The organism is Nocardioides salarius (assembly GCF_016907435.1).
GTDB lineage: Bacteria > Actinomycetota > Actinomycetes > Propionibacteriales > Nocardioidaceae > Nocardioides > Nocardioides salarius.
Map to the genome: position 1 here is coordinate 900822 of NZ_JAFBBZ010000001.1, position 20290 is coordinate 921111.

Here is a 20290-nt window from a genome sequence, read left to right on the forward strand (position 1 = left end):
GTGTCTCCTCATGGTTCGGTGGTGGTGTCGGCACAGGTGGTTCGTGGTGTGACGTCGGGGCGACAGGACTCGAACCTGCGGTCTCCTGCTCCCAAAGCAGGCGCGCTAGCCACTACGCTACGCCCCGCCAAAGCGCCCCCTCCGGCTCGCGTCGCGAGGCCGCCGGGGGCTCCTTGGAGCGGATGACGGGAATCGAACCCGCGTAGCCAGTTTGGAAGACTGGGGCTCTACCATTGAGCTACATCCGCACGCACCGGGGCTCCGCCCCCGTGTACCCCCGGACCGTGGTGCCGGTGGGTGCGCAGGTGCGGGTCCCCTGGACCACCGAATCGTGCCACACGCCGCGGCCGCGGCCACAACCGGCGCCGACCGCCCACCGCGACCAGCGCCGCCGCCCCCGGCCCGATCAGCGCCGGTGCACGACCACCATGGCCCGGTCGTCGTCGGGTGAGCCCAGCGAGGCGACCAGCCGCTCGGCCGAGCCCACGAAGCTGCCGTGCAGCAACGTCTCGGCCTGCCCCAGCATCCGGTCCAGGCCCATCTCGATGTCGCGGCGCGGGCGCTCGACCATCCCGTCGGTGTAGAGCAGCACGGCGTCACCAGGACCCAGCACCCCCTGCGCGACCTCGAACTCGGCGTCCTCGATCAGCCCCAGGACCGGGCCGGCACTCGGCAGCACCCCCCAGCGGCCCGACCCCGAGTGGCGCTGGACGGCCGGCGGGTGGCCGGCGCTGCGCACCGAGAAGTCGCCGGTCACGAGGTCGAGCGAGAGGTGCACGGCCGTGGCGAAGCCCTCGTCCCAGCCCTGGCGCAGCAGGTAGTCGTTGGCGGCCTCCAGGAAGTCCTCGGGCGCCAGGGCGCCGAGCATGCCGCCGAACGCGCCCGAGAGCAGCAGCGCGCGGGTGCCGGCGGCGTCGCCCTTGCCGGACACGTCCACGACCACGACCTCGAGGCGGGTGTCGTCGGCGAGCACCGTGGCGACCAGGAAGTCCCCGGCGAAGGGCGTGCCCGAGGCGGAGCGCAGCGCCGACTCCACGAGCCAGCCCGCCGGCAGGGCGGGGATGCCGCCCTGGTTGAGCAGCCGGTCGCGCAGGTCGACGAACATCGACTCGCCGGTGTTGCCGGCCACGCCCAGGCTGGAGCGGCGGCGGGCGGTGACGAGCACGATGGCCGCCATCAGCCCCTCGATCACCGCCACCGCCACGATGCGGCTGGTGACCTCGGCCTGCAGGACCAACGTGGCGACGACCATCGCGACGATCCAGCCCACGAACCACGGCAGCTGGCGCGGGTTGAGCACCAGGCTGCCCAGCAGCAGGGGCACCATCAGCGCGGTGACCGGGAAGACGGCCGGCGCCAGGGCCACCCCGACGACCAGGGCGGCGGCCAGGAGGCACAGCAGCGCGGCGGTACGGAACTGGCGGACCCGGCCCCGCCGCCACATCAGGCGCACCCGGTCGAGCCCGGTCGCCACGGCCCCCGGGTCGGAGTGGTCGAACGCCGCGTCCATGGTCCGTCCTTCGCCGGGGTTCGGGCTCATCGTAGAGCCCGGGAGCGGAACGTGGGCTGGCAACGGCTGCACCAGAAGAGGTTGCGACCGGCCATCTCGGTGGTGCGCACCGCGCGACCGCAGACCAGGCAGGGCTGGCCGTGGCGCCGGTAGACGTAGACCTCGCCGCCGTGGTCGTCGCGGCGCGGCGCACGCCCCATGGCCTCGGGCTCGTGCTCGGGGCGCACGGTGTCGATCCGCCCCGTGCGCACGCCCTCGGTCATCAGCACGACCAGGTCGTCCCACATGGCGCGCCACTGGCCCACCCGCAGCGTGCGGCCGGGGCGCTGGGGGTCGAGACGGTGCCGGAAGAGCACCTCCGCGCGGTAGACGTTGCCCACGCCCGCCAGCACCGACTGGTCCATCAGCAGCGCCCCGATCGGCGTGCGGCTGCGGCGGATCCGCTCCCACGCCCGGTCGGGGTCGGCGTCGGCGCGCAGCGGGTCGGGTCCCTGGCGCTCGAGCACCGCGTCGCGCTGGGGCCCGGTCAGCAGCTCGCAGGCGGTGGCCCCGCGCAGGTCGGCGTACGCCCGGCCGCCGGCGTCGGCCGCGACCAGCCGCAGCCGCACCTGGCCCACCGGGTCGGGGACCTCCTCGACGTCGGGGTGCACGTCGAGCTTGCCGTAGAGACCCAGGTGCACGTGCACCCAGCGCTCACCGGGGAAGGCGAGGAAGAGGTGCTTGCCCCACGCCTCGGCGTGCTCGAGCACGCCCCCGTCGAGCTGGGCGGCCGCCTCGGCGAAGCGGCCCTGCGGGCTGGAGACGGCGACCCGCCGCCCGGCGAACGCTGCGCCCAGGTGCCCGGCGAGCCGGTGGAGGGTGTGCCCCTCAGGCATCGGTCCCCTCGTCGGGACCCAGGCCCCGCGCCGACTCCGGCAGCGGCGGCAGCACCGACGTCTCGTCGTACGACGCGAGCTGGCCGATGCGCCGCACGTGGCGCTCGTCGCCGCTGAACGGCTCGGCCAGGAAGACCTCCACGAAGCGGGTCATGTCGTCGAGGCTGTGCATCCGGCCGCCGACAGAGACCATCTGCGCGTCGTTGTGGTCGCGGGCGAGCTTCGCGGTCTCCTCCGACCAGGCCAGCGCGCAGCGGATGCCCTCGACCTTGTTGGCCGCCATCTGCTCGCCGTTGCCGGAGCCACCGACCACCACGCCCATCGAGTCCTGGCCGGCGGCGCGCTCGCGGGCCACGGCCTCGGCGGCGCGCAGGCAGAAGACGGGGTAGTCGTCGAGGGCGTCGTAGACGAACGGGCCGTGGTCGACCGGCTCGTAGCCGTGCTCGGTGAGCCAGGCGACGAGGTGGGCCTTCAGGTCGAGTCCGGCATGGTCGGAGCCCAGGTGCACGCGCATGGCGGGATCATCCCAGAGCCGGGCGAGCGGGTCGGCTCAGGGGTACATGCCCAGGAACGCCGCCACCTGGCGGGTCATCGGCTCGGCGGCGTCGAAGACCTCGGGGTGTCGCCAGAAGCCGTGCACCTGGCCCAGGTAGCGGGTCGCGACCACGGCGACCCCGGCGTCGGCCAGCAGCGCGGCCAGGTGCTCGCCCTCGTCGCGCAGCGGGTCGTGCTCGGCCGTGGTCACCAGGGTCGGTGGCAGCGCCCAGAGCCGGTCGGAGCGCAGCGGCGCCAGGTCGGGGTGCTCCAGGTCGGCCGGGGTGGCGGCGTACTGCTGCCAGTACCACTGCGCCTCGCGCGGGTCGAAGCCGTCGGCGGCGGTGCGGTAGCTCTCGAACGCGCCCTCGGGGTCGAGGAAGGGGTAGACCAGCGCGAGCGCCCGGAAGCGCCCGGGGTGGCGCAGCGCCGCCACCAGGGCCAGGTTGGCCCCCGCGCTGTCGCCGTGCACGTAGAGCGGCGCCTCCAGCTCGTACGCCGCGCCCTCGCGCGCCAGCCAGGCCAGCACCGTGTCGACGTCGTCGGGGGCCGCGGGGAACCGGTGCTCCGGCGGGCGGCGGTAGTCCACGCTGAGCACCGTGACCTCGCTGCGGTTGGCCAGCCGGCGCGCCGCGGCGTCGTGGACGTCGATGTCGTGGAAGACGAAGCCGCCGCCGTGCAGGTGCACCAGGGTGCCCTCGCGCGCGTCGCGGGGCCGGTAGAGCCGGCAGCGGACCCCGTCGGCGTCGACGTCGAGGACCTGCTCGACGTCCTCGCGGGGCAGCCCGGCGGCGAGCTCACGGGCCTGGCGGCGCGACTCCTCGATGTCGAAGCCCGGTTCGAAGACCTTGGGCGTCAGCGCGGCCGCCTCGACGAAGCGTCGGGACTGGGGGTAGAGCACGCGGTCTCCTCAGCGCTGCATCAGGGCGTCGAGCCCCACGGCGATGGCGGCGGCGACCCGGAAGTCGACGCGCTCGTCGGGCACGGTGACGGTGTAGCGGTCGCGCAGCTTGAACTGGCGCTCCACGCTCATCAGCGGCGCTCCGTCGGGGGTGGTGAAGTCGAAGTGGATCGAGAGGAACGGGATGTCGGCGACGCGGCGCAGCAGCGCGGTGAGCTGGCTGCGCTCCTGGCCGGTGCCGGTGTAGCCGGGACCCTCGACGTGGAAGGTCGAGCGCAGCAGGCTGGCCCCGAAGTCCTTGCGGAAGAAGCCGACCTGGCGCTGGCCCTCGTCGAGCACGTCGTAGCCGGCGTTGAGGTCGACGCGCTTGCGGGCCTTGAAGCTGAAGACCGGCCGGGCCCTGGACTCGTCGGCGTAGAAGGTGACCTCCTCCTTGAAGGCCAGCCGCTTCTGCTGGGCCAGGCCCATCAGCCGGCCCTCCGCCCCGTCGGGCTCGGCGGCGACGAGCTCGTAGCGGTTGGTGGTCATCGCCAGCTTCTGCTTGACGTAGAAGCTGGGGAGGTACATCTCCGCGGTCATGGCCCGAACCTACGCCCGAGCGGTCACTTTCTAACCACCGACCAGTCACTTCCGCACCCACGGGTCCGGACGCCGCAGACTGGTCCCGTGGTCTGGTCCGTGCTGACGCTGCTGTTCCTGGTCGAGCTGCTCGCCTGGGCGGCGTACGGCGTGCTCGGCTGGGCGCTGTCGCCCGGGTGGCTGTGGGTGTGGCTGCTGCCGCTGCTCGTGGTCTCCCTGTGGGCAGCGACCGCCTCGCCGAGGGCCCGGTGGCGCGGCGCCGTGCTGACCCCCGTCGTCAAGCTGCTCGCCTTCACCGGTGCCGTGCTCGCCCTGGTCGGCACCGGGCACCCTGTGGCCGGTGGCGTGCTCGGTGTCCTCGCGACCGCCGTGCACCTGGCTGCGCGCCGACCCGACGTACGGGCTCGACTGGAGCAGATCAGCACCCCGGATGGGGTGCGGGACTGACCGCTCGGTGGTGAAGAAGTGACTGCTCGTGCCCTCAGGCCTCGGCGAGGCGGGCGACCTCCTCCTCGGCCACGGCGGGGTCGAGCTTGGTGAAGACCGGGGTGGGCTTGTCGACGGGGGTGCCGACCACGATCGGGTGGCGCTGCCAGGACGGCGCGGTGGTGTAGTCGCCGGTGATCACCGGGTAGCCGGGGCCGCCGTCGAGGTCCTCGACCTCCTCGATGCGCGGCATCGGGGCCACCTCGCCGGCGCCGCCGAGGGCCCGGTCGACGGCGTTGGCCGAGAACGGCAGGAACGGCGCCAGCACCAGGTTGAGGTCGGCGACGCACTGGGCGACCACGTGCAGGATCGTGGCCAGCCGCTCGCGCTGGTCCTCACCCTTGAGCTTCCACGGCTCGGAGTCGGAGACGTACTTGTTGACCACCCCGACCGCGCGCATGGCCTCGCCGATGGCGGCCTTGAGCCGGTGCCGCTCGAGCAGGTCGCCCACGGTCGCGAACGCGGCCTCGGCCACCGCGAGCACCTCCTCGTCCTGCGGCTCCAGCGGCCCGGCGGCCGGGATCTCGCCGAAGTTCTTGGCGATCAGCGTGGCGGTGCGGTTGACCAGGTTGCCCCAGCCGGCGACCAGCTCGTCGTTGGTGCGGCGCACGAACTCGGCCCAGGTGAAGTCGGAGTCCTGGTTCTCGGGACCGGCCGAGGCCACGAAGAAGCGGAACGCGTCGGGCTGGTAGCGGCTGAGCAGGTCGCGCACGTAGATGACGACCTTCTTGGAGGAGGAGAACTTGCGCCCCTCCATGGTCAGGAACTCCGAGCTGACCACCTCGGTCGGCAGGTTGAGCTCGCCGTAGGCGTGGGTGCTGCCCCCGTGGTCGCCCTTGCCCGAGTAGGCCAGCAGCTCGGCCGGCCAGATCTGGGAGTGGAAGGTGATGTTGTCCTTGCCCATGAAGTAGTAGGACAGGGCCTCGGGGTCGTTCCACCACTGGCGCCACGCCTCGGGGTCGCCGCTGCGCCGGGCCCACTCGATGGAGGCCGAGAGGTAGCCGATGACCGCGTCGAACCAGACGTAGAGCTTCTTCGTCGGCTGCTCGCGCCAGCCGTCGAGCGGGACCGCGATGCCCCAGTCGATGTCGCGGGTCATCGCCCGCGGCCGGATCTCCTTGAGGATGTTCTGGCTGAAGCGGATGACGTTGGGCCGCCACAGACCGGTCGCCTCGCGCTCGTCGAGCCACTCCCCCAGTGCCTCGGCCAGCGCGGGCAGGTCGAGGAAGAAGTGCTGGGTCTCGATGAACTCGGGCGTCTCGCCGTTGATCTTCGAGACCGGGTCGACGAGGTCGGCGGGGTCGAGCTGGTTGCCGCAGGTGTCGCACTGGTCGCCGCGGGCGCCGCCGGCGCCGCAGATCGGGCAGGTGCCCTCGATGTAGCGGTCGGGCAGGGTGCGCCCCGTCGACGGCGAGATCGCGCCGTGGGTGGTCTGCTCGACGAAGTAGCCGTTGGCGTGCACGCCGAGGAAGAGCTCCTGCACCACCGCGTGGTGGTTGGGCGTGGTGGTGCGCGTGTAGAGGTCGTAGGTGCAGCCCAGCGCGGCGAGGTCCTCGGCGATGATCCGGTGGTTCTTGTCGGCGAGCTCCTGGGGGGTGACCCCGGCCTCGTCGGCGGCGATCAGGATGGGCGTGCCGTGCTCGTCGGAGCCCGAGACCATCAGCACGTCGTGGCCCGCCATGCGCATGTAGCGGCTGAAGACGTCGGAGGGCACCCCGAAGCCGGCGACGTGGCCGATGTGGCGCGGACCGTTGGCGTAGGGCCAGGCGACTGCCGACAGGACTCTGCTCATGGGGGAATCCTAGGAGTGCGCGGCGCGCGGCCCGTCGGCGGCGTGCCCGCACGTGGCTACCGTGGAGACCATGACCACGCTGCTGGCCGAGGACCTGCTGCTCCTGCTGCTCGACGACGAGTCGGGCGCGCTGGACGCGACCACGGACCCCGCGCCCGCGCTGGGCGGCGCGCTGCTGCTCGAGCTGGCCCTCGACGACGCCGTCGAGGTCCACGCGCGACGCTGGGCCGGCGACGTCGTGCGGCCCACCGCGCAGGGGGCCGGCCCCGCGGGCACCCAGCCCCGCGACCCGCTGCTGGAGGCCGCGCTGGTCACGGTGGCCGAGAAGGAGCGCACCCCGCAGGACCTGGTGCAGCGGCTCGGCAAGGGGGTCAAGGAGCAGCTGGTCGAGCGGCTGGTCGGACGGGGCGTGCTCGAGGTGCGCCGCGACAAGGTGCTGGGGCTCTTCCCCCGCACCCGCTGGCCGGCGCGCGACAGCTCCCACGAGGACGCCGTACGCCGCTCGCTCACCGCGGTCCTCGTGGGCGGCGCCGAGCCCGACCCGCGCACCGCCGCGCTGGTCGCGCTCCTGCACGCGACCGGCCGGGCCCACAAGGTCGTCGACCACCAGGGGATCCGCGCGGGGCAGGTCAGGCGCCGGGCCAAGGAGGTCGCCGAGGGGGCCTGGGCGGCCGAGGCCGTGCGCAGGGCGGTCAGCGCCGCGACCGCCGCGGTCGTCACCTCGATCGCGGTCGGGGCGGCCATCTCGTCAGGAGGCTGACCCGCCCGGGGCCGGGCGGGTCGCCGGCCGAGCACCAGCCGGGCTCAGCCGGGCTCAGCCGGTCCCGCCGTACCTCTTGGCGCGCTTGCGGGTGCGCCTGCGGATCGCGGGCAGCTTCTTGTAGAGCGACTGCCCCGGGCAGGCGGTGTCGTTGGTGTCGCGGTGGCCGTCGATGACGCGCAGCCGGACCCAGCCCTTGGGGTGCTTGTCGCTGCCGGTGGAGTAGACTCGGACCCTGCCCGAGGGCCGGCGCCCGTACTTGTCGAGCTTCCAGGCCGCCAGCTTGACCACGGCCGTGACCGCCTTGCCGCTGACCCCGCTGGTCTCGAAGTTGCCGATGACCGCCACGCCCACCGACGTGTTGTTGAAGCCCAGCGTGTGCGCGCCGCGCACCGGCTTGCCCGGGCCGCCGGCCCGCCCGACCCAGGTGCGCCCGAACTTGTCGACGAGGAAGTTGTAGCCGATGTCGGACCAGCCCAGGGACTGGGTGTGGTAGCGGTACATCGAGCGGATCATGGCGGGCACGTCGCCGCGGCTGTAGTCGTTGCCGCTCGCGGTGTGGTGCACGTGGACCTGCTGGATGGTGCGGCACATCACCGGCTTGCCGTCGCGCCACGAGCCGTCGGCACCCCAGTCCTTGCGGCTGAGCAACCGCGGCCGCGGCGAGCGCCGGGGCTTCTTGCGGGCGGGCTCGTCGGAGTCCTCCTGCGCCGCGCCGCTGCGTCCCCCGGGGATCGAGGCCCGGGCCCGCGCGTCACCGGGCCGGCTGCCGGGGTCGAGGAGCACCAGGTGCAGGTCCCCGGGACGCCGTCCGACCACGAGCACCTCGACGCCGTCGGCCTCGGGGAGCCACAGCGGGTCGGTGCCCCGGCGCCCGGCGTCCTCGCGACTGCCGGTGTCGGGACCGTCGTGCAGCACCCGCAGCGCCTGCCACGACGACCAGCGGCCGCCGCTGCGGGTGCGCACCCGCAGCCCGGGCGCCCTGCCGGTCCAGGTCAGCGCGAGCATCCGGTACGCCGCGGTGTCCAGGCGGCCGGTGGCCCACCGGCCCGCGCCGCTGCGCTGGAGGCGCTGGGTGCCGAGGGCGATCTCGTGGCTGGCGACGCCACCGGACCTGGTGGTCTCGGCGGCCGCGGAGCCGGGTGCGCCCCACCCCGCCAGGGCACCGATCGCGGGCACGGTCGACAGGGCCGCGGCCCGGGTGACCAGGGTGCGGCGCGGCAGCGGTGGACTAGACATCACCAACATCATGCGTCACTGCAGCCACAGTGTCGATCCCCCGCGGCAGCGGCGTACACGGTAGGAAGGGACGGTGAGCACCCCACGGACCCGGCCCACCCCCGTCCCCGCGGCCCCCTCCGGCGACCAGGCCGGACGCAGCTGGCTGGGTCGGCAGGCCCGTCGGGCGGTGCGCCCGTTCTGGGTGGTGCCGGCGCTGTGGTCGGGCGGGGCGATCGCGCTCGGCCTCGTCGTCCCGAGGCTCGACTCCACCGGCCTGGCCGACCTGCTGCCGTTCCTCTTCCCCGGCGACGTCGAGGGCGCGCGCAGCGTGCTGTCGAGCATCGCGGGCGCGATGATCACGGTCACCGGCCTGGTCTTCTCCAACACGATGGTGGTGCTGCAGCTGGCCAGCAGCCAGTTCTCGCCCCGGGTGCTGCAGACCTTCCTGCAGGACCGCGTCACCCAGCACACGCTCGGCGTCTTCACCGCGACGTTCGTCTACGCCCTGACGGTGCTGCGCTCGCTGGCCGACGCCGGCGACGACCCCGTGCCCCAGCTGGCGGTGACCCTCGCCTTCGCGCTGGTGGTCGCCGCGGTGGCGATGTTCCTGCTCTTCATCAACCACATCACCGCCTCGGTCGGCATCTCCAACATCCTGCACCGCAGCGCGCGCGAGACCCGCGACCTGCTCCAGCGCGGCCGAGGGGCCCGCCGCGACCTGCCCGAGGAACGGCCGGAGCTGGCCGACCTGGGCCACCAGCACGTGGTCCTGGCCCGGCGCAGCGGCTACCTCGACGCCCTCGACGTCGACCAGCTGTGCGCCCGGGCGCGCCAGCACGGGGCGCGCATCGAGGTGCTGCACCCGCTGGGCACCTTCCTGGTGGAGTCGCGCCCGCTCGCCGTGGTGCACGGCGCCCGCTCCGGCGACGTCGACTGGGACCAGCTGCTGCACCGCCACGTCGACCTCGCCCGCGAGCGCTCGCTGCAGCAGGACGTGGCCTTCGGGCTGCGCCGGCTGGTGGACATCGCCGAGCGCGCGCTGTCGCCCGGCATCAACGACCCGACCACCGCCGTGCAGGCCGTCGACCAGCTGCACGACCTGCTGCACCGCCTGGCCACCGAGCCCGACCCGTGGCCGGTGCACGTCGACGACGAGGGCACGCCGCGCCTGGTGACCCGCGAGACCACCTTCGAGCAGCTGCTCGACCTGGCCGTCGACGAGATCGCCCACTGGGGCCACGACGGCCTCCAGGTCCCCCGGCGGCTGCGCGCGATGCTCGACGACCTCCTGGTCGACGCGACGCCCGAGCACCGCACGGCCCTGCAGGCCAAGCAGTCCCGCCTCGCCGCGCTCGACACGGCGGGCTGAGGCGCGCTGCCGCCTAGCTGAAGTCGAGCTCGGCCGTGCGCGAGCGCTTGAGCTCGAAGAAGTAGGGGTAGCCGGCCATCAGCACCGCGCCGTCCCAGACCTTGCCGGCTTCCTCGCCCCGCGGGATCGACGTCATGACCGGCCCGAAGAAGGCGGTGCCGTCGATGGCGATGGTCGGGGTGCCGACCTCGTCGCCGACCTGGTCCATCCCCTCGTGGTGCGAGGCGCGGATGGCGTCGTCGTACGACGCGTCGTCCCAGGCCTCGATCAGCGCGGCCGGGAGCCCGACCTCGTCGAGCGCCTCGACGACCACGTCGCGCTCGGCGCCCCGGCCCTGGTCGTGGATGCGGGTGCCCATCGCGGAGTAGAGCGGCAGCAGCTGGTCCTGGCCGTGGCGCTGCCAGGTCGCCATCGCGACCCGCACCGGGCCCCAGCCCTTCTCGAGCGCCTCGCGATACTCCTCGGGCACGTCCTTGCCCTCGTTGAGGTAGGACAGGCTCATCACGTGCCAGGAGACCTCGATGTCACGCACCTGCTCCACCTCGAGGATCCACCGCGAGGTGATCCAGGCGAAGGGGCACAGCGGGTCGAACCAGAAGTCGGCCGTGGACGTGGGAACGGTCTGGGAGGTCATGGACGTTTCAATCACCTCCCCCGTCGCGCTATTCCCCCGGGACCTCGACCCGCAGCACCTGCCGGGAGCGACGGACCACGTCGGTGCCCTCGTAGACGACGCGCACGCGGTGGGTGCCCGGGTCGAGGCGCGCCAGACGCAGCCGTGCCGCCCCGCCGTCGAGCTCGGCGCTGCGCACCCGGTCACCGATGAACAGGTGCACCGTGCCACCCGGTCCCGGAGCCTGGACGCCGAGCGCGGAGACCGCCACGTCGGCGACCACCTTGTGCCTGCGCCCCGTGGCCTCGACCAGCATCGTCGAGCGCGTGGTGACCGGCCCGCCGGTGCCGAGCAGCGCCGTGTGCGTCTCGTAGCCCGGCCGCGCGACCTCGACCAGCACCTCGACGGTGCGGCCCACGTCGCCCTCGCCCAGCGAGTAGCGCCGACCGCCGGCGCCGACCGCCGAGCCGGAGACGGCCTGGCCGTCGCGGCGCCAGGTGTAGGTGACCTCGGCGTCGGCCGGGGCGAAGGTGCCGGGCGCGACCTCGAGCGTCTTGCCCAGGCGGGCCTTGCCCGACAGCGTGAACGGGTCGGAGACGGTGAGCACGCCCGGCGCGACGCGGCCGGCCGGGACCGCCGCCGTGCTCGTGCGGTAGCCGTCGAGGGCGGCGCTCTCGCGGACCTCCACGGTGGCGTCGACCAGCTCGGGGGTCAGCCGCAGGCGGGCCGTGGTGGCTCCCGCCACGGGTGACCCGTCGGCGTACCACTGCAGCGAGGTCTGCTCGGGCGTCGGGCCGTAGCTGCCGCGGGTGGCGGTGAGGACCTGGTCGACCTGCGCGGTGCCGCTGACGGCGGGCGCGCTGAGGGTGGTCAGGGTGCCGGGCTTGACCTTGCGGGTGCGCGAGGAGGTGGCGGTGCCGTCGGCGTAGCCCTTCTTCGTCGCCACCACCGACACCGAGAGCCGGGCGCGCCGCTGCGCCGCGGTCGGGGTGAAGGTCGGCTGGTCCGCGCCGGGCACCGGGTTGTTGCCGGCGTACCACTGCAGCCTCGTGGTGCCCGCGGGCCGCCAGCTGCCGGTGGTCGCCTGCAGGGTCTCGCCGACGGCGACGTCGCCGGTGATGACGGGAGCCTCCTCGGCCTCGACCTGCTGGTCGCGGAAGTGGATGAAGCCGCTGGGCCAGCCCGAGCCGGAGGTGGTGATGCGCCGCCAGTGGAAGTCGCCGCCCCATGAGTCCTCCGAGACGATGATCTCCGTCGGCGAGACGACCTGCTCGACGTAGGCCACGTGGCCCGCGGACCCGGCGCCGGGCACGTTCGCCTTCCACCAGGCCACCGAGCCGACCACCGGCACGTCGTCGACCAGGTGCGACATGGCGTAGCCCCAGTTGGTGGCGTTGCCGCTGCCCGACCAGGGCCGCTCGGGGGACATGCCGTTCTGCACCAGCCGGTAGGCCACGTAGTTGGTGCAGTTGTGCCCGGCGTACATCCGCCACCACATCTGCTGGCCGGCCGTGCGGTAGCCGGCGTGCGAGTAGCCCTTGTCCTGGCACGACACGTAGCCGGTGCACAGGTAGGTGGAGTAGCCGTGGGCCGGCACCGCGGGCAGCACGACCAGGCTCACGGCCAGACTGACGAGCAGGCCCACCAGGCGCCCGGCCGGACTCCTGGTCCCAGCACGCGACGCTTCCCGAGTCATCATCACGAGTGGGGATTAAACCCCACGTCAAGCACCGACACGCCGGTTGTCTCGATTTTTTTCACTTCAGTCACATCGGTCGCACCAGGCCTCAAGCACCCCAGCAGGCACGCAGCAGGTATGCAGCAGACCCCTCCAGGTATCTGGTTGTCGCCGTCAGCCCGCGCGGTGCGATGATCGCGCCATGCCTGGAACCAATCTCACCCGGGACGAGGCCGCCACCCGCGCCGCCCTCCTGGACGTCACGTCGTACTCCATCGACCTGGACCTCACGACGGGCGAGAAGACCTTCGCCTCCACGACCACGCTCTCCTTCACGTGCAGCGAGCCGGGGGCGGCGACCTTCGCCGACCTCGTCGACGCCACCGTGCACGAGATCACCCTCAACGGGCGCAGCCTCGACCCCGCGACGGCGTACGCCGACAGCCGGATCGCCCTCGACGACCTGGCCGCGGAGAACACGCTGGTCGTGCGCGCCGACTGCACCTACTCCCACACCGGTGAGGGCCTGCACCGCTTCGTCGACCCGGCCGACGACCGGGTCTACCTCTACTCGCAGTTCGAGGTCCCCGACGCCCGGCGCGTCTACACGACCTTCGAGCAGCCCGACCTCAAGTCGGTCTTCACCTTCCGGGTCACCGCACCCCAGGACTGGAAGGTCGTCTCCAACTCCCCCACCCCCGAGCCGCAGGCCCTGGGCGACGGCCGCGCCGTGTGGGAGTTCGAACCCACCAAGCCGATGTCGACCTACATCACCGCGCTGATCGCCGGTGAGTACCACGAGGTCCAGGACGTCTACGAGGGCACGCACGGCACCATCCCGCTGGGCCACTACTGCCGCCAGTCGCTGGTGGAGTACCTCGAGCGCGACCTCGAGGACGTCCTGACGATCACCAAGCAGGGCTTCGCCTTCTTCGAGGAGGCCTTCGACTTCCCCTACCCGTTCGGCAAGTACGACCAGCTCTACGTGCCGGAGTACAACATGGGCGCGATGGAGAACGCCGGCGCCGTGACGCTGCGCGACGAGTACCTGCCCCGCTCGCGCCAGCCGCGCTCGTTCTACGAGTTCCGCTGCTCGGTGATCCTGCACGAGATGGCGCACATGTGGTTCGGCGACCTGGTCACCATGAAGTGGTGGGACGACCTGTGGCTCAACGAGTCCTTCGCCGAGTGGGCCTGCTACCACGCCGAGGTCGAGGCCACCGAGTTCACCGACTCCTGGACCGGCTTCGCCAACGCGCGCAAGCAGACCGGCTACCGCGCCGACCAGCTGCCCAGCACGCACCCCATCGCGGCCGACAACCACGACCTGCAGGCCGTCGAGGTCAACTTCGACATGATCACCTACGCCAAGGGCGCCTCGGTGCTCAAGCAGCTGGTGGCCTGGGTCGGCCTCGACGACTTCCTCGGGGGGCTGCAGCAGTACTTCAAGGACTTCGCCTACGGCAGCTCCGAGTTCGCCGACCTGCTCGCCGCGCTGGAGAAGTCGTCGGGCCGCGAGCTCGCCGGCTGGGCGAAGGAGTGGCTGCAGACCGCGGGGGTCAACACCCTGAGCGCCGAGTTCGACCTCGACGCCGAGGGTCGCTACACCCGGCTCGCGGTGCGCCAGGGCGCCCACCCCGACTGGCCGCAGCTGCGTCGCCACCGCATCGGCATCGGCCTCTACAACGAGGTCGAGGGGCGCCTGGTGCGCACCCGCTACGTCGAGACCGACGTGGAGGGCGAGCTCACCGACATCTCCGAGCTCGCCGGCGAGGCGCAGCCCGACCTGCTGCTGCTCAACGACGCCGACCTGACCTACGCCAAGATCCGCCTCGACGAGCGCTCGCTGGCCACCGCCATCGGCGGGCTGTCACGCCTCGACGACTCGCTGGCCCGCGCCCTGGTCTGGGGTGCCGCGTGGGACATGACCCGCGACGCCGAGATGGCCGCCACCGACTACGTCGAGCTGGTGCTGGCCAACATCGGCAGCGAGACCGACCCCTGGGGCGTGAGCCGGATCCCGAGCACGGCCGCCACCGCGGCATCGGCGTACTCCGCACCGGCGGGCCGGGCGGCGCTGCTCGAGCGCTGGGAGAGCGGGCTGCGCGAGCTCGCGCTGGCCGCCGAGCCCGGCAGCGACCAGCAGCTCACCTTCGTGCGCTCGTACGCCGCGGCGGCGCACGGCGAGCGCGCCCTCGACGAGGTCGCCGGGCTGCTCGACGGCACCTGGGAGATCGAGGGGCTCAGCGTCGACCAGGACCTGCGCTGGTCGTTGGTGACCTCGCTGGCCGCGGCGGGCCGGGCCGGCTCGCGCATCGACGACGAGCTGGCCGGCGACGCGACGATCTCGGGCCAGGAGCACGCCGCCGCCGCGCGCGCGGCGCGCCCCGACGCGGCCGCGAAGGCCGAGGCCTGGGAGCTGGCCGTCGAGCGCACCGACGTGCCCAACGAGACCGCGCGCTCGATCGTGTTCTCGTTCATGCGCGAGGGCCAGGAGGAGGTGCTCGCGCCGTACGTCGACAAGTACCTCGAGGCGGCCGAGACCCTCTGGGACCACCTGGGCACCCACCGCGCCTCGACCGTGCTCAACTACATCTTCCCCAGCCCGCTGGCCAGCGCCGAGCTGGTGGAGAAGGTCGACAACTGGCTCGCCAGCACCGAGGCCCCCGCCGCCGCCCAGCGCTACGTGCTCGAGGGCCGCGCCGACGTGCTGCGCGCCCTGGCCGCCCAGGAGCGCGACGCCCGCCGCTGAGGCACGCACCACGACGAGGGCCCCCGGAGCAGTGCTCCGGGGGCCCTCGTCGTACGTCGTGCGGGGCTCAGGCCTTGGCGTGCAGGGTGCGCGGGGGCCGCGCGTGCTCGGCGAGCATCTCGATGCCGCGGCGCAGGCCACCGGCGAGGTCGCCCGTGGCGAAGTCCTGCTGCATGTGCAGCGCGGCCAGCTCGACCTCGCGGTCGGTGAGGGTGCGCCGCACGTAGGCGCCGGTCACGATCTCCAGCACCCGGCGGGTCGGGTCGACCATGACGAGGATGCTGCGCGAGGGCGCCACCAGCGTGTTGTGCAGGCTGGTGGCGAAGTCGCGGGGCTCGCCCTCGGCGTTGCCGACGAAGATCGAGAACTCCATGCGGCACAGCTGCTCGGCGCGACGGATCGTCGCGTCGAGCGCGGCGTGCTCGGCGGAGGTGAAGGGGTCACCAGCGGGCACTGGAGCCACCCGCCTGCGAGTCGTCGCCATCGGGGCCGGCCAGCTCGCCGGTGGCGCGGCGCGGGCCGCCGATCCACTGGTTCTCGACGGCCGGGGCGCCGGGGGCCACCCGCTCGCCACGGGCCAGCGGCGGGCCGTAGACCAGCGCGGTCAGGACGAGCACGCCCAGCACCGGCAGCCCGACCAGGACCAGCAGCCAGCCGAGGGGGTCGACGGCGGCCGGGTCGGACCAGCCCTCGGGCACGTCGGCGGCGGCCGGGGCGGCGCTCAGCACGACCGCGGCGCCGGCCGCGCCGAGCGCGAGCAGCAGCGTGCGGGCACGGCGGGCGAGGACGGTGGAGGCGGTGATCAGCGTGGTCACCCCACGAGGATATCGCTCCCGGCGCGGCGCCCGCACCGCGCCCGCCCCGGCGCCCGCTCGACGTGACCCGGTCGACACGCGCAGGGTTGGGGGTCGTGGCCGGGCACCTGTTTGACTGGCGGGCATGGTTCCCCTGGTTTCGCTCTCCTCGCTGATCAAGGGTCGCTGCGACGACACCGAGCAGGTCTGCACGCTGGTCAAGGACTGGACCGGCAGCAACAAGCTCGCCAACATCGCCGACCTGCTCATCGGCAAGCCGATGGCCGTGCTGGGGCTCATCCTCTTCGGCCTCGTCCTGCGCTGGGTCCTGCACCGGGTGGTCGACCGCATCGTCTCCCGCGCCGAGGACGGCGTGCTGCCCGACCAGGTCAACCGCTTCCGCCGCGGACGCGCGGCCAAGGTGGAGGCCGCCCACGAGGCGCGCAACGCCACCCGCCGGGTCCAGCGCGCCAAGACGATGGGCAGCCTGCTCAAGAGCATCATCACCGGCCTGGTGCTCGCGATCGTCGGCACGATGGTGCTCAGCGAGATCGGCGTCAACATCGCCCCGATCATCGCCAGCGCCGGCATCGTGGGCCTGGCCGTGGGCTTCGGCGCCCAGTCGCTGGTCACCGACTTCCTCTCGGGCGTCTTCATGATCTTCGAGGACCAGTACGGCGTCGGCGACGAGATCGACCTCGGCGAGGCCATCGGCACCGTGGAGGCGGTGAGCCTGCGCGTGACCCGGTTGCGCGACATCAACGGCACCGTCTGGTACGTCCGCAACGGCGAGATCGCCCGGGTGGGCAACATGAGCCAGAACTGGGCACGCACCGTGCTCGACGTCTCGGTCGCCTACGACTCCGACCTGGTCAAGGTCAGCCGGGTGCTGCAGGACGTCGCGCACGACCTGTGGGACGACGAGGACTTCAAGGGCAAGGTGCTCGAGGAGCCCTCGGTCTGGGGCGTGCAGGACCTGGGCGCCGACGGGATCGCCGTGCGCGTGGCCCTCAAGACCGCCCCGGGCCTGCAGTGGGGCGTGGCCCGCGAGATGCGTCAGCGCATCAAGGCCCGCTTCGACATCGAGGGCATCGAGATCCCCTTCCCGCAGCGGGTGGTCTGGCACCGTGACGAGCGTGACGCGGCCGGGGACCAGCCGGCGGAGGACACCGCGGGCACGAACGGGAGGATGGGCCGGTGACGTTCTACGACGAGATCGGGGGCGAGGCCACGATCCGGGCGATCGTGCACCGCTTCTACGAGGGCGTGCGCGACGACGAGGTGCTGCGCCCGATGTACCCCGAGCAGGACCTCGCCCCCGCCGAGGACCGCTTCGCGCTGTTCCTCATGCAGTACTGGGGCGGGCCCACGACGTACTCCGACGCCCGCGGGCACCCCCGCCTGCGGATGCGGCACGCGCCGTTCGCGGTCAACCCCGAGGCGCGCGACCACTGGCTGATGCACTTCCGGGCCGCGCTCGACGAGGCGGACCTGACCGAGGAGCAGCGCCAGACGTTCTGGGACTACGTCACCCACGCGGCCCAGTTCATGGTCAACACCCTCGACTGAACCGCTACCCGGCGGCGCGGCCCAGCATGGCCTCCAGCGCCTCGCGCTGCTCGGGGGCCGGCGGCCGGGCCCGACCCGATCCCGGGTCGACGAAGACCAGCACCACCCGGGCCCGCGCCAGCACGGCGTCGCCGTCGCAGATCTCGCTCTCGACCACCGTCGACGTCGTGCCGACGTGGCTGACCCACGACCACGCGTCGTACGCCGCCTCCCGGTGCAGGATCGGCACCCGGTAGTCGACCTCGGCGCGCGCGACCACCATGCTGGTCCGGCTCGCGTCACCCGGGCTCGGCCACAGCCGCGACATCAGCGCGATCCGGGCCTCCTGCAGGTACTCGAAGTAGCGCACGTTGTTGACGTGGCCGTAGACGTCGACGTCGCTGAAGCGGACCCGCACCGGGTAGTGCCCGACCTCCTCGCGGTGCGCCGGCCCGGCGACCACCCGCTCCCCCGGTTCGGCGTCCTCGACGTAGGCCGCGAGCGCCTCGCGCTCCTCGGCGCTCAGGCGGCGGGGCCGCTCGTGGCTGAAGACGAAGGGCGTCAGGACGGTGGTGGCCCGCAGGTAGACGGTGCGGCTGCCGTCGTCGTGCTCGTCGAAGATCTCGTAGGCCATCGTGAAGCTGGCCGCGCGGACCCGCACCACCCAGCACTCGATGCTCACGGACCCGAAGCGGAAGGTCAGCGGCGCGCGGTAGGAGACCTCGTGGCGCACCACGACGAGCCCCTCGACCAGGGCCTGCGCCGACTGCTGGGCCGGGGCCCCGCCGCGGTGGTGGCGCATCATGTCGACGCGCGCCTCCTGCAGGTAGTCGACGTAGACGACGTTGTTGACGTGGCCGAGCAGGTCGAGGTCGGCCCAGCGCACCGGGCACTCGTAGCGATGTCGCACGTCGTGATCGTGCCAGAACGGTCATGCCGTCCGCGGCCCCCGGGGCTCGACTAGGGTGGGCGCGACTCATCGTTCCCGAACAGAGAGCCGGTCTCCATCCATGCCTGAGGCAGTCATCGTCTCCACCGCCCGCTCGCCCATCGGGCGCGCCAACAAGGGCTCGCTCAAGGACCTGCGTCCCGACGACCTGAGCGCGACCATCATCAAGGCCGCCCTCGACAAGGTGCCGGCGCTCGACCCCAGCAGCATCGACGACCACTACATGGGCGTGGGCCTGCCCGGCGGCGAGTCCGGCAACAACCTGGCACGCGTCGTCAACGTGCTCAACGGCATGGACGACGTGCCCGGCGCGACGATCACGCGCTACTGCTCCTCCTCGGTGCAGACCACCCGGATGGCCTTCCACGCGATCAAGGCCGGGGAGGGCGACGTCTTCATCTCCTCGGGCGTCGAGACCGTCTCCCGCTTCGCCAAGGGCACCTCCGACCACTGGCCCGACACCCACAACCACCTCTTCGACGATGCCAAGGCGCGCACCGACAAGATGGCCGAGGGCGGCCAGGACTGGGTCGACCCCCGCGAGAACGGCCAGCTGCCCGACGTCTACATCGCGATGGGCCAGACCGCCGAGAACGTCGCGCGGATGCGCGGGCTGGACCGCAAGGAGCTCGACGAGTTCGGCGTGCGCAGCCAGAACCTGGCGGAGAAGGCGATCAACGACGGCTTCTGGGCCCGCGAGATCACCCCGGTGACCCTGCCCGACGGCACGGTCGTCTCCACCGACGACGGCCCGCGCGCCGGGGTCACCTACGACGCGCTCAAGGACCTCAAGCCGGTCTTCCGCCCCGACGGCGTGGTCACCGCCGGCAACTGCTGCGCGCTCAACGACGGCGCCGCCGCCGTGGTCGTCATGAGCGACACCAAGGCCGCCGAGCTGGGCCTCACGCCGTTGGCCCGCATCGTCTCGACCGGTGTCAGCGGCCTGTCCCCCGAGATCATGGGCCTGGGCCCGGTCGAGGCGACCCGCAACGCGCTCAAGCACGCCGGCATGAGCATCGGCGACATCGACCTGGTCGAGATCAACGAGGCCTTCGCGGCACAGGTCGTGCCGTCCTACCAGGACCTCGGCATCGACCTCGACCGCCTCAACGTCAACGGTGGCGCCATCGCCGTGGGCCACCCCTTCGGCATGACCGGGGCCCGCCTGCAGAACACGATGCTCAACAGCCTGGACTGGCACGACAAGACGACCGGGCTGATCACCATGTGCGTGGGCGGCGGCCAGGGCATGGCGCTGATCCTCGAGCGTCTCTGAGCCCTCGCTCGCACTTCCCACCTGCTCAGGCGCGACCCCCGGCACCGTGGTGCCGGGGGTCGCGGCCGTCCTGGGGTGTGCCGCTGGGCGCCGAGGCGGCACTAGGATGACGGGCGTGACCAGCACCGAGACCTCCCCCAGCCGCGTCACCGGCCGATGGCTCGACGCCGACCAGCAGCACGCCTGGCGCGGGCTGGTGATGGGCTCGACACTGCTGTTCGACCGCCTCGACGACGAGCTGCGGCGCGACTGCGGGCTCTCCCTGACCGAGTACGAGATCCTGGTGCGGCTCTCGGAGCGCGAGGGCCGCCTGCGGATGGCCCAGCTGGCCGACGCGCTGGCGCACAGCCGGAGCCGGGTCACCCACACCGTGGCCCGCATGGAGAAGGCCGGGCTGGTCGAGCGGCGCACCTCGCCCGAGGACGGCCGCGGCATCGTGTGCTGGCTGACCCCGTCGGGTCGTCAGCTCCTCGAGCAGATCGCGCCGATGCACGTGACCGGTGTGCGCGAGCACTTCATCGACCGGGTCGATCCCGACGACCTGGCCGCCCTGGGCCGGGCGATGAACGCCGTGGCCGACGCCCTGGTCGCCTGCCACCCCGAGATGGAGATGCGACAGCCGGGACCCTGAGGTCCCGGCCGCCGTCCTGCTG

The 20290-nt window shown here is 72.8% G+C and carries 20 protein-coding genes and 2 tRNA genes; 8 read left to right on the plus strand and 14 right to left on the minus strand.

Going from position 1 to position 20290, the window contains the following annotated elements; genetic code table 11:
- Positions 1-54: 54 nt before the first annotated feature.
- The 7 genes from JOE61_RS04360 to JOE61_RS04390 all read right to left on the minus strand — a co-directional run bounded on the left by JOE61_RS04360 (position 55) and on the right by JOE61_RS04390 (position 4399).
- A tRNA-Pro gene (locus JOE61_RS04360) sits at positions 55-127 on the minus strand.
- Positions 128-174: 47 nt separating this feature from the next.
- A tRNA-Gly gene (locus JOE61_RS04365) sits at positions 175-248 on the minus strand.
- A 158-nt stretch (positions 249-406) separates the two neighbouring features.
- Entirely contained in the window at positions 407-1510 is a 1104-nt protein-coding gene (locus JOE61_RS04370) for a PP2C family protein-serine/threonine phosphatase (protein ID WP_227491397.1), read from the minus strand.
- Positions 1511-1536: 26 nt separating this feature from the next.
- Positions 1537-2385 (minus strand): Fpg/Nei family DNA glycosylase, encoded by an 849-nt coding sequence (locus JOE61_RS04375; RefSeq protein ID WP_193667825.1) that lies wholly within the window; start codon positions 2383-2385, stop codon positions 1537-1539.
- Positions 2378-2899 carry a ribose-5-phosphate isomerase gene (locus JOE61_RS04380; protein ID WP_193667824.1) on the minus strand — a complete coding sequence of 174 codons (522 nt, stop codon included), beginning with the start codon at positions 2897-2899 and terminating at the stop codon, positions 2378-2380. Before JOE61_RS04380 ends, JOE61_RS04375 begins: the two co-directional genes overlap by 8 nt.
- A gap of 36 nt (positions 2900-2935) precedes the next feature.
- Positions 2936-3820, minus strand: coding sequence for an alpha/beta hydrolase (locus JOE61_RS04385; RefSeq protein WP_193667823.1), 885 nt, complete (start codon positions 3818-3820; stop codon positions 2936-2938).
- 9 nt (positions 3821-3829) lie between these two features.
- A complete protein-coding gene (locus JOE61_RS04390) occupies positions 3830-4399 on the minus strand; it encodes an LURP-one-related/scramblase family protein (RefSeq protein WP_193667822.1) in 570 nt (189 codons plus the stop codon).
- Positions 4400-4486: 87 nt separating this feature from the next.
- Here JOE61_RS04390 and JOE61_RS04395 point away from each other — a divergent pair, with 87 nt between their 5' ends.
- On the plus strand, positions 4487-4846 hold the full coding sequence (locus tag JOE61_RS04395) for a DUF2568 domain-containing protein (protein WP_193667821.1): 360 nt from the start codon (positions 4487-4489) through the stop codon (positions 4844-4846).
- Between the two features lie 34 nt (positions 4847-4880).
- Here the strand turns inward: JOE61_RS04395 and metG are convergent, their stop codons facing one another.
- Positions 4881-6677, minus strand: coding sequence for a methionine--tRNA ligase (gene metG / locus JOE61_RS04400; RefSeq protein ID WP_193667820.1), 1797 nt, complete (start codon positions 6675-6677; stop codon positions 4881-4883).
- A gap of 70 nt (positions 6678-6747) precedes the next feature.
- Here metG and JOE61_RS04405 point away from each other — a divergent pair, with 70 nt between their 5' ends.
- On the plus strand, positions 6748-7437 hold the full coding sequence (locus tag JOE61_RS04405) for a GOLPH3/VPS74 family protein (protein ID WP_193667819.1): 690 nt from the start codon (positions 6748-6750) through the stop codon (positions 7435-7437).
- Between the two features lie 54 nt (positions 7438-7491).
- Here JOE61_RS04405 and JOE61_RS04410 read toward each other — a convergent pair whose 3' ends face one another.
- Positions 7492-8676, minus strand: a complete 1185-nt coding sequence (locus JOE61_RS04410) for an N-acetylmuramoyl-L-alanine amidase (RefSeq protein ID WP_193667818.1) — start codon at positions 8674-8676, stop codon at positions 7492-7494.
- Positions 8677-8749: 73 nt separating this feature from the next.
- Between JOE61_RS04410 and JOE61_RS04415 the strand changes: the two genes are divergently transcribed.
- The gene (locus JOE61_RS04415; protein WP_193667817.1) at positions 8750-10027 is read left to right on the plus strand and encodes a DUF2254 domain-containing protein; all 1278 of its coding nucleotides are present in this window, start codon (positions 8750-8752) and stop codon (positions 10025-10027) included.
- Between the two features lie 13 nt (positions 10028-10040).
- Here the strand turns inward: JOE61_RS04415 and JOE61_RS04420 are convergent, their stop codons facing one another.
- Positions 10041-10661 carry a mycothiol-dependent nitroreductase Rv2466c family protein gene (locus JOE61_RS04420; protein WP_193667816.1) on the minus strand — a complete coding sequence of 207 codons (621 nt, stop codon included), beginning with the start codon at positions 10659-10661 and terminating at the stop codon, positions 10041-10043.
- A 28-nt stretch (positions 10662-10689) separates the two neighbouring features.
- Complete coding sequence (locus tag JOE61_RS04425; RefSeq protein ID WP_193667815.1) at positions 10690-12261, minus strand: CHAP domain-containing protein; 1572 nt, start codon at positions 12259-12261, stop codon at positions 10690-10692.
- Positions 12262-12520: 259 nt separating this feature from the next.
- On the opposite strand from JOE61_RS04425, the gene pepN reads away from it, so the two are divergent.
- Positions 12521-15070 carry an aminopeptidase N gene (gene pepN / locus JOE61_RS04430; RefSeq protein ID WP_193667814.1) on the plus strand — a complete coding sequence of 850 codons (2550 nt, stop codon included), beginning with the start codon at positions 12521-12523 and terminating at the stop codon, positions 15068-15070.
- A gap of 67 nt (positions 15071-15137) precedes the next feature.
- Here pepN and JOE61_RS04435 read toward each other — a convergent pair whose 3' ends face one another.
- Positions 15138-15524, minus strand: coding sequence for a DUF5130 family protein (locus JOE61_RS04435; RefSeq protein WP_193667813.1), 387 nt, complete (start codon positions 15522-15524; stop codon positions 15138-15140).
- Entirely contained in the window at positions 15511-15885 is a 375-nt protein-coding gene (locus tag JOE61_RS04440) for a hypothetical protein (RefSeq protein WP_193667812.1), read from the minus strand. Before JOE61_RS04440 ends, JOE61_RS04435 begins: the two co-directional genes overlap by 14 nt.
- A 124-nt stretch (positions 15886-16009) precedes the next feature.
- Between JOE61_RS04440 and JOE61_RS04445 the strand changes: the two genes are divergently transcribed.
- A complete protein-coding gene (locus tag JOE61_RS04445) occupies positions 16010-17065 on the plus strand; it encodes a mechanosensitive ion channel family protein (RefSeq protein WP_193667811.1) in 1056 nt (351 codons plus the stop codon).
- On the plus strand, positions 17062-17433 hold the full coding sequence (locus JOE61_RS04450) for a globin (RefSeq protein WP_193667810.1): 372 nt from the start codon (positions 17062-17064) through the stop codon (positions 17431-17433). Before JOE61_RS04445 ends, JOE61_RS04450 begins: the two co-directional genes overlap by 4 nt.
- Before the next feature lie 4 nt (positions 17434-17437).
- Here the strand turns inward: JOE61_RS04450 and JOE61_RS04455 are convergent, their stop codons facing one another.
- On the minus strand, positions 17438-18322 hold the full coding sequence (locus JOE61_RS04455) for an acyl-CoA thioesterase (protein ID WP_193667809.1): 885 nt from the start codon (positions 18320-18322) through the stop codon (positions 17438-17440).
- A gap of 100 nt (positions 18323-18422) precedes the next feature.
- On the opposite strand from JOE61_RS04455, the gene JOE61_RS04460 reads away from it, so the two are divergent.
- Both JOE61_RS04460 and JOE61_RS04465 read left to right on the plus strand, forming a co-directional pair.
- On the plus strand, positions 18423-19637 hold the full coding sequence (locus JOE61_RS04460) for an acetyl-CoA C-acetyltransferase (RefSeq protein ID WP_193667808.1): 1215 nt from the start codon (positions 18423-18425) through the stop codon (positions 19635-19637).
- Between the two features lie 115 nt (positions 19638-19752).
- Positions 19753-20268, plus strand: coding sequence for a MarR family winged helix-turn-helix transcriptional regulator (locus JOE61_RS04465; RefSeq protein ID WP_307822805.1), 516 nt, complete (start codon positions 19753-19755; stop codon positions 20266-20268).
- The last annotated feature ends 22 nt before the right edge of the window (positions 20269-20290 follow it).

Bases quoted from the DNA above. Each gene is read 5' to 3' on its own strand.
- JOE61_RS04370 (WP_227491397.1), bottom strand. From the start codon at position 1,510: ATGGACGCGGCGTTCGACCACTCCGACCCGGGGGCCGTGGCGACCGGG.
- JOE61_RS04375 (WP_193667825.1), bottom strand. From the start codon at position 2,385: ATGCCTGAGGGGCACACCCTCCACCGGCTCGCCGGGCACCTGGGCGCA.
- JOE61_RS04380 (WP_193667824.1), bottom strand. From the start codon at position 2,899: ATGCGCGTGCACCTGGGCTCCGACCATGCCGGACTCGACCTGAAGGCC.
- JOE61_RS04390 (WP_193667822.1), bottom strand. From the start codon at position 4,399: ATGACCGCGGAGATGTACCTCCCCAGCTTCTACGTCAAGCAGAAGCTG.
- metG (WP_193667820.1), bottom strand. From the start codon at position 6,677: ATGAGCAGAGTCCTGTCGGCAGTCGCCTGGCCCTACGCCAACGGTCCG.
- JOE61_RS04405 (WP_193667819.1), top strand. From the start codon at position 6,748: ATGACCACGCTGCTGGCCGAGGACCTGCTGCTCCTGCTGCTCGACGAC.
- JOE61_RS04410 (WP_193667818.1), bottom strand. From the start codon at position 8,676: ATGTCTAGTCCACCGCTGCCGCGCCGCACCCTGGTCACCCGGGCCGCG.
- JOE61_RS04420 (WP_193667816.1), bottom strand. From the start codon at position 10,661: ATGACCTCCCAGACCGTTCCCACGTCCACGGCCGACTTCTGGTTCGAC.
- pepN (WP_193667814.1), top strand. From the start codon at position 12,521: ATGCCTGGAACCAATCTCACCCGGGACGAGGCCGCCACCCGCGCCGCC.
- JOE61_RS04445 (WP_193667811.1), top strand. From the start codon at position 16,010: ATGGTTCCCCTGGTTTCGCTCTCCTCGCTGATCAAGGGTCGCTGCGAC.
- JOE61_RS04460 (WP_193667808.1), top strand. From the start codon at position 18,423: ATGCCTGAGGCAGTCATCGTCTCCACCGCCCGCTCGCCCATCGGGCGC.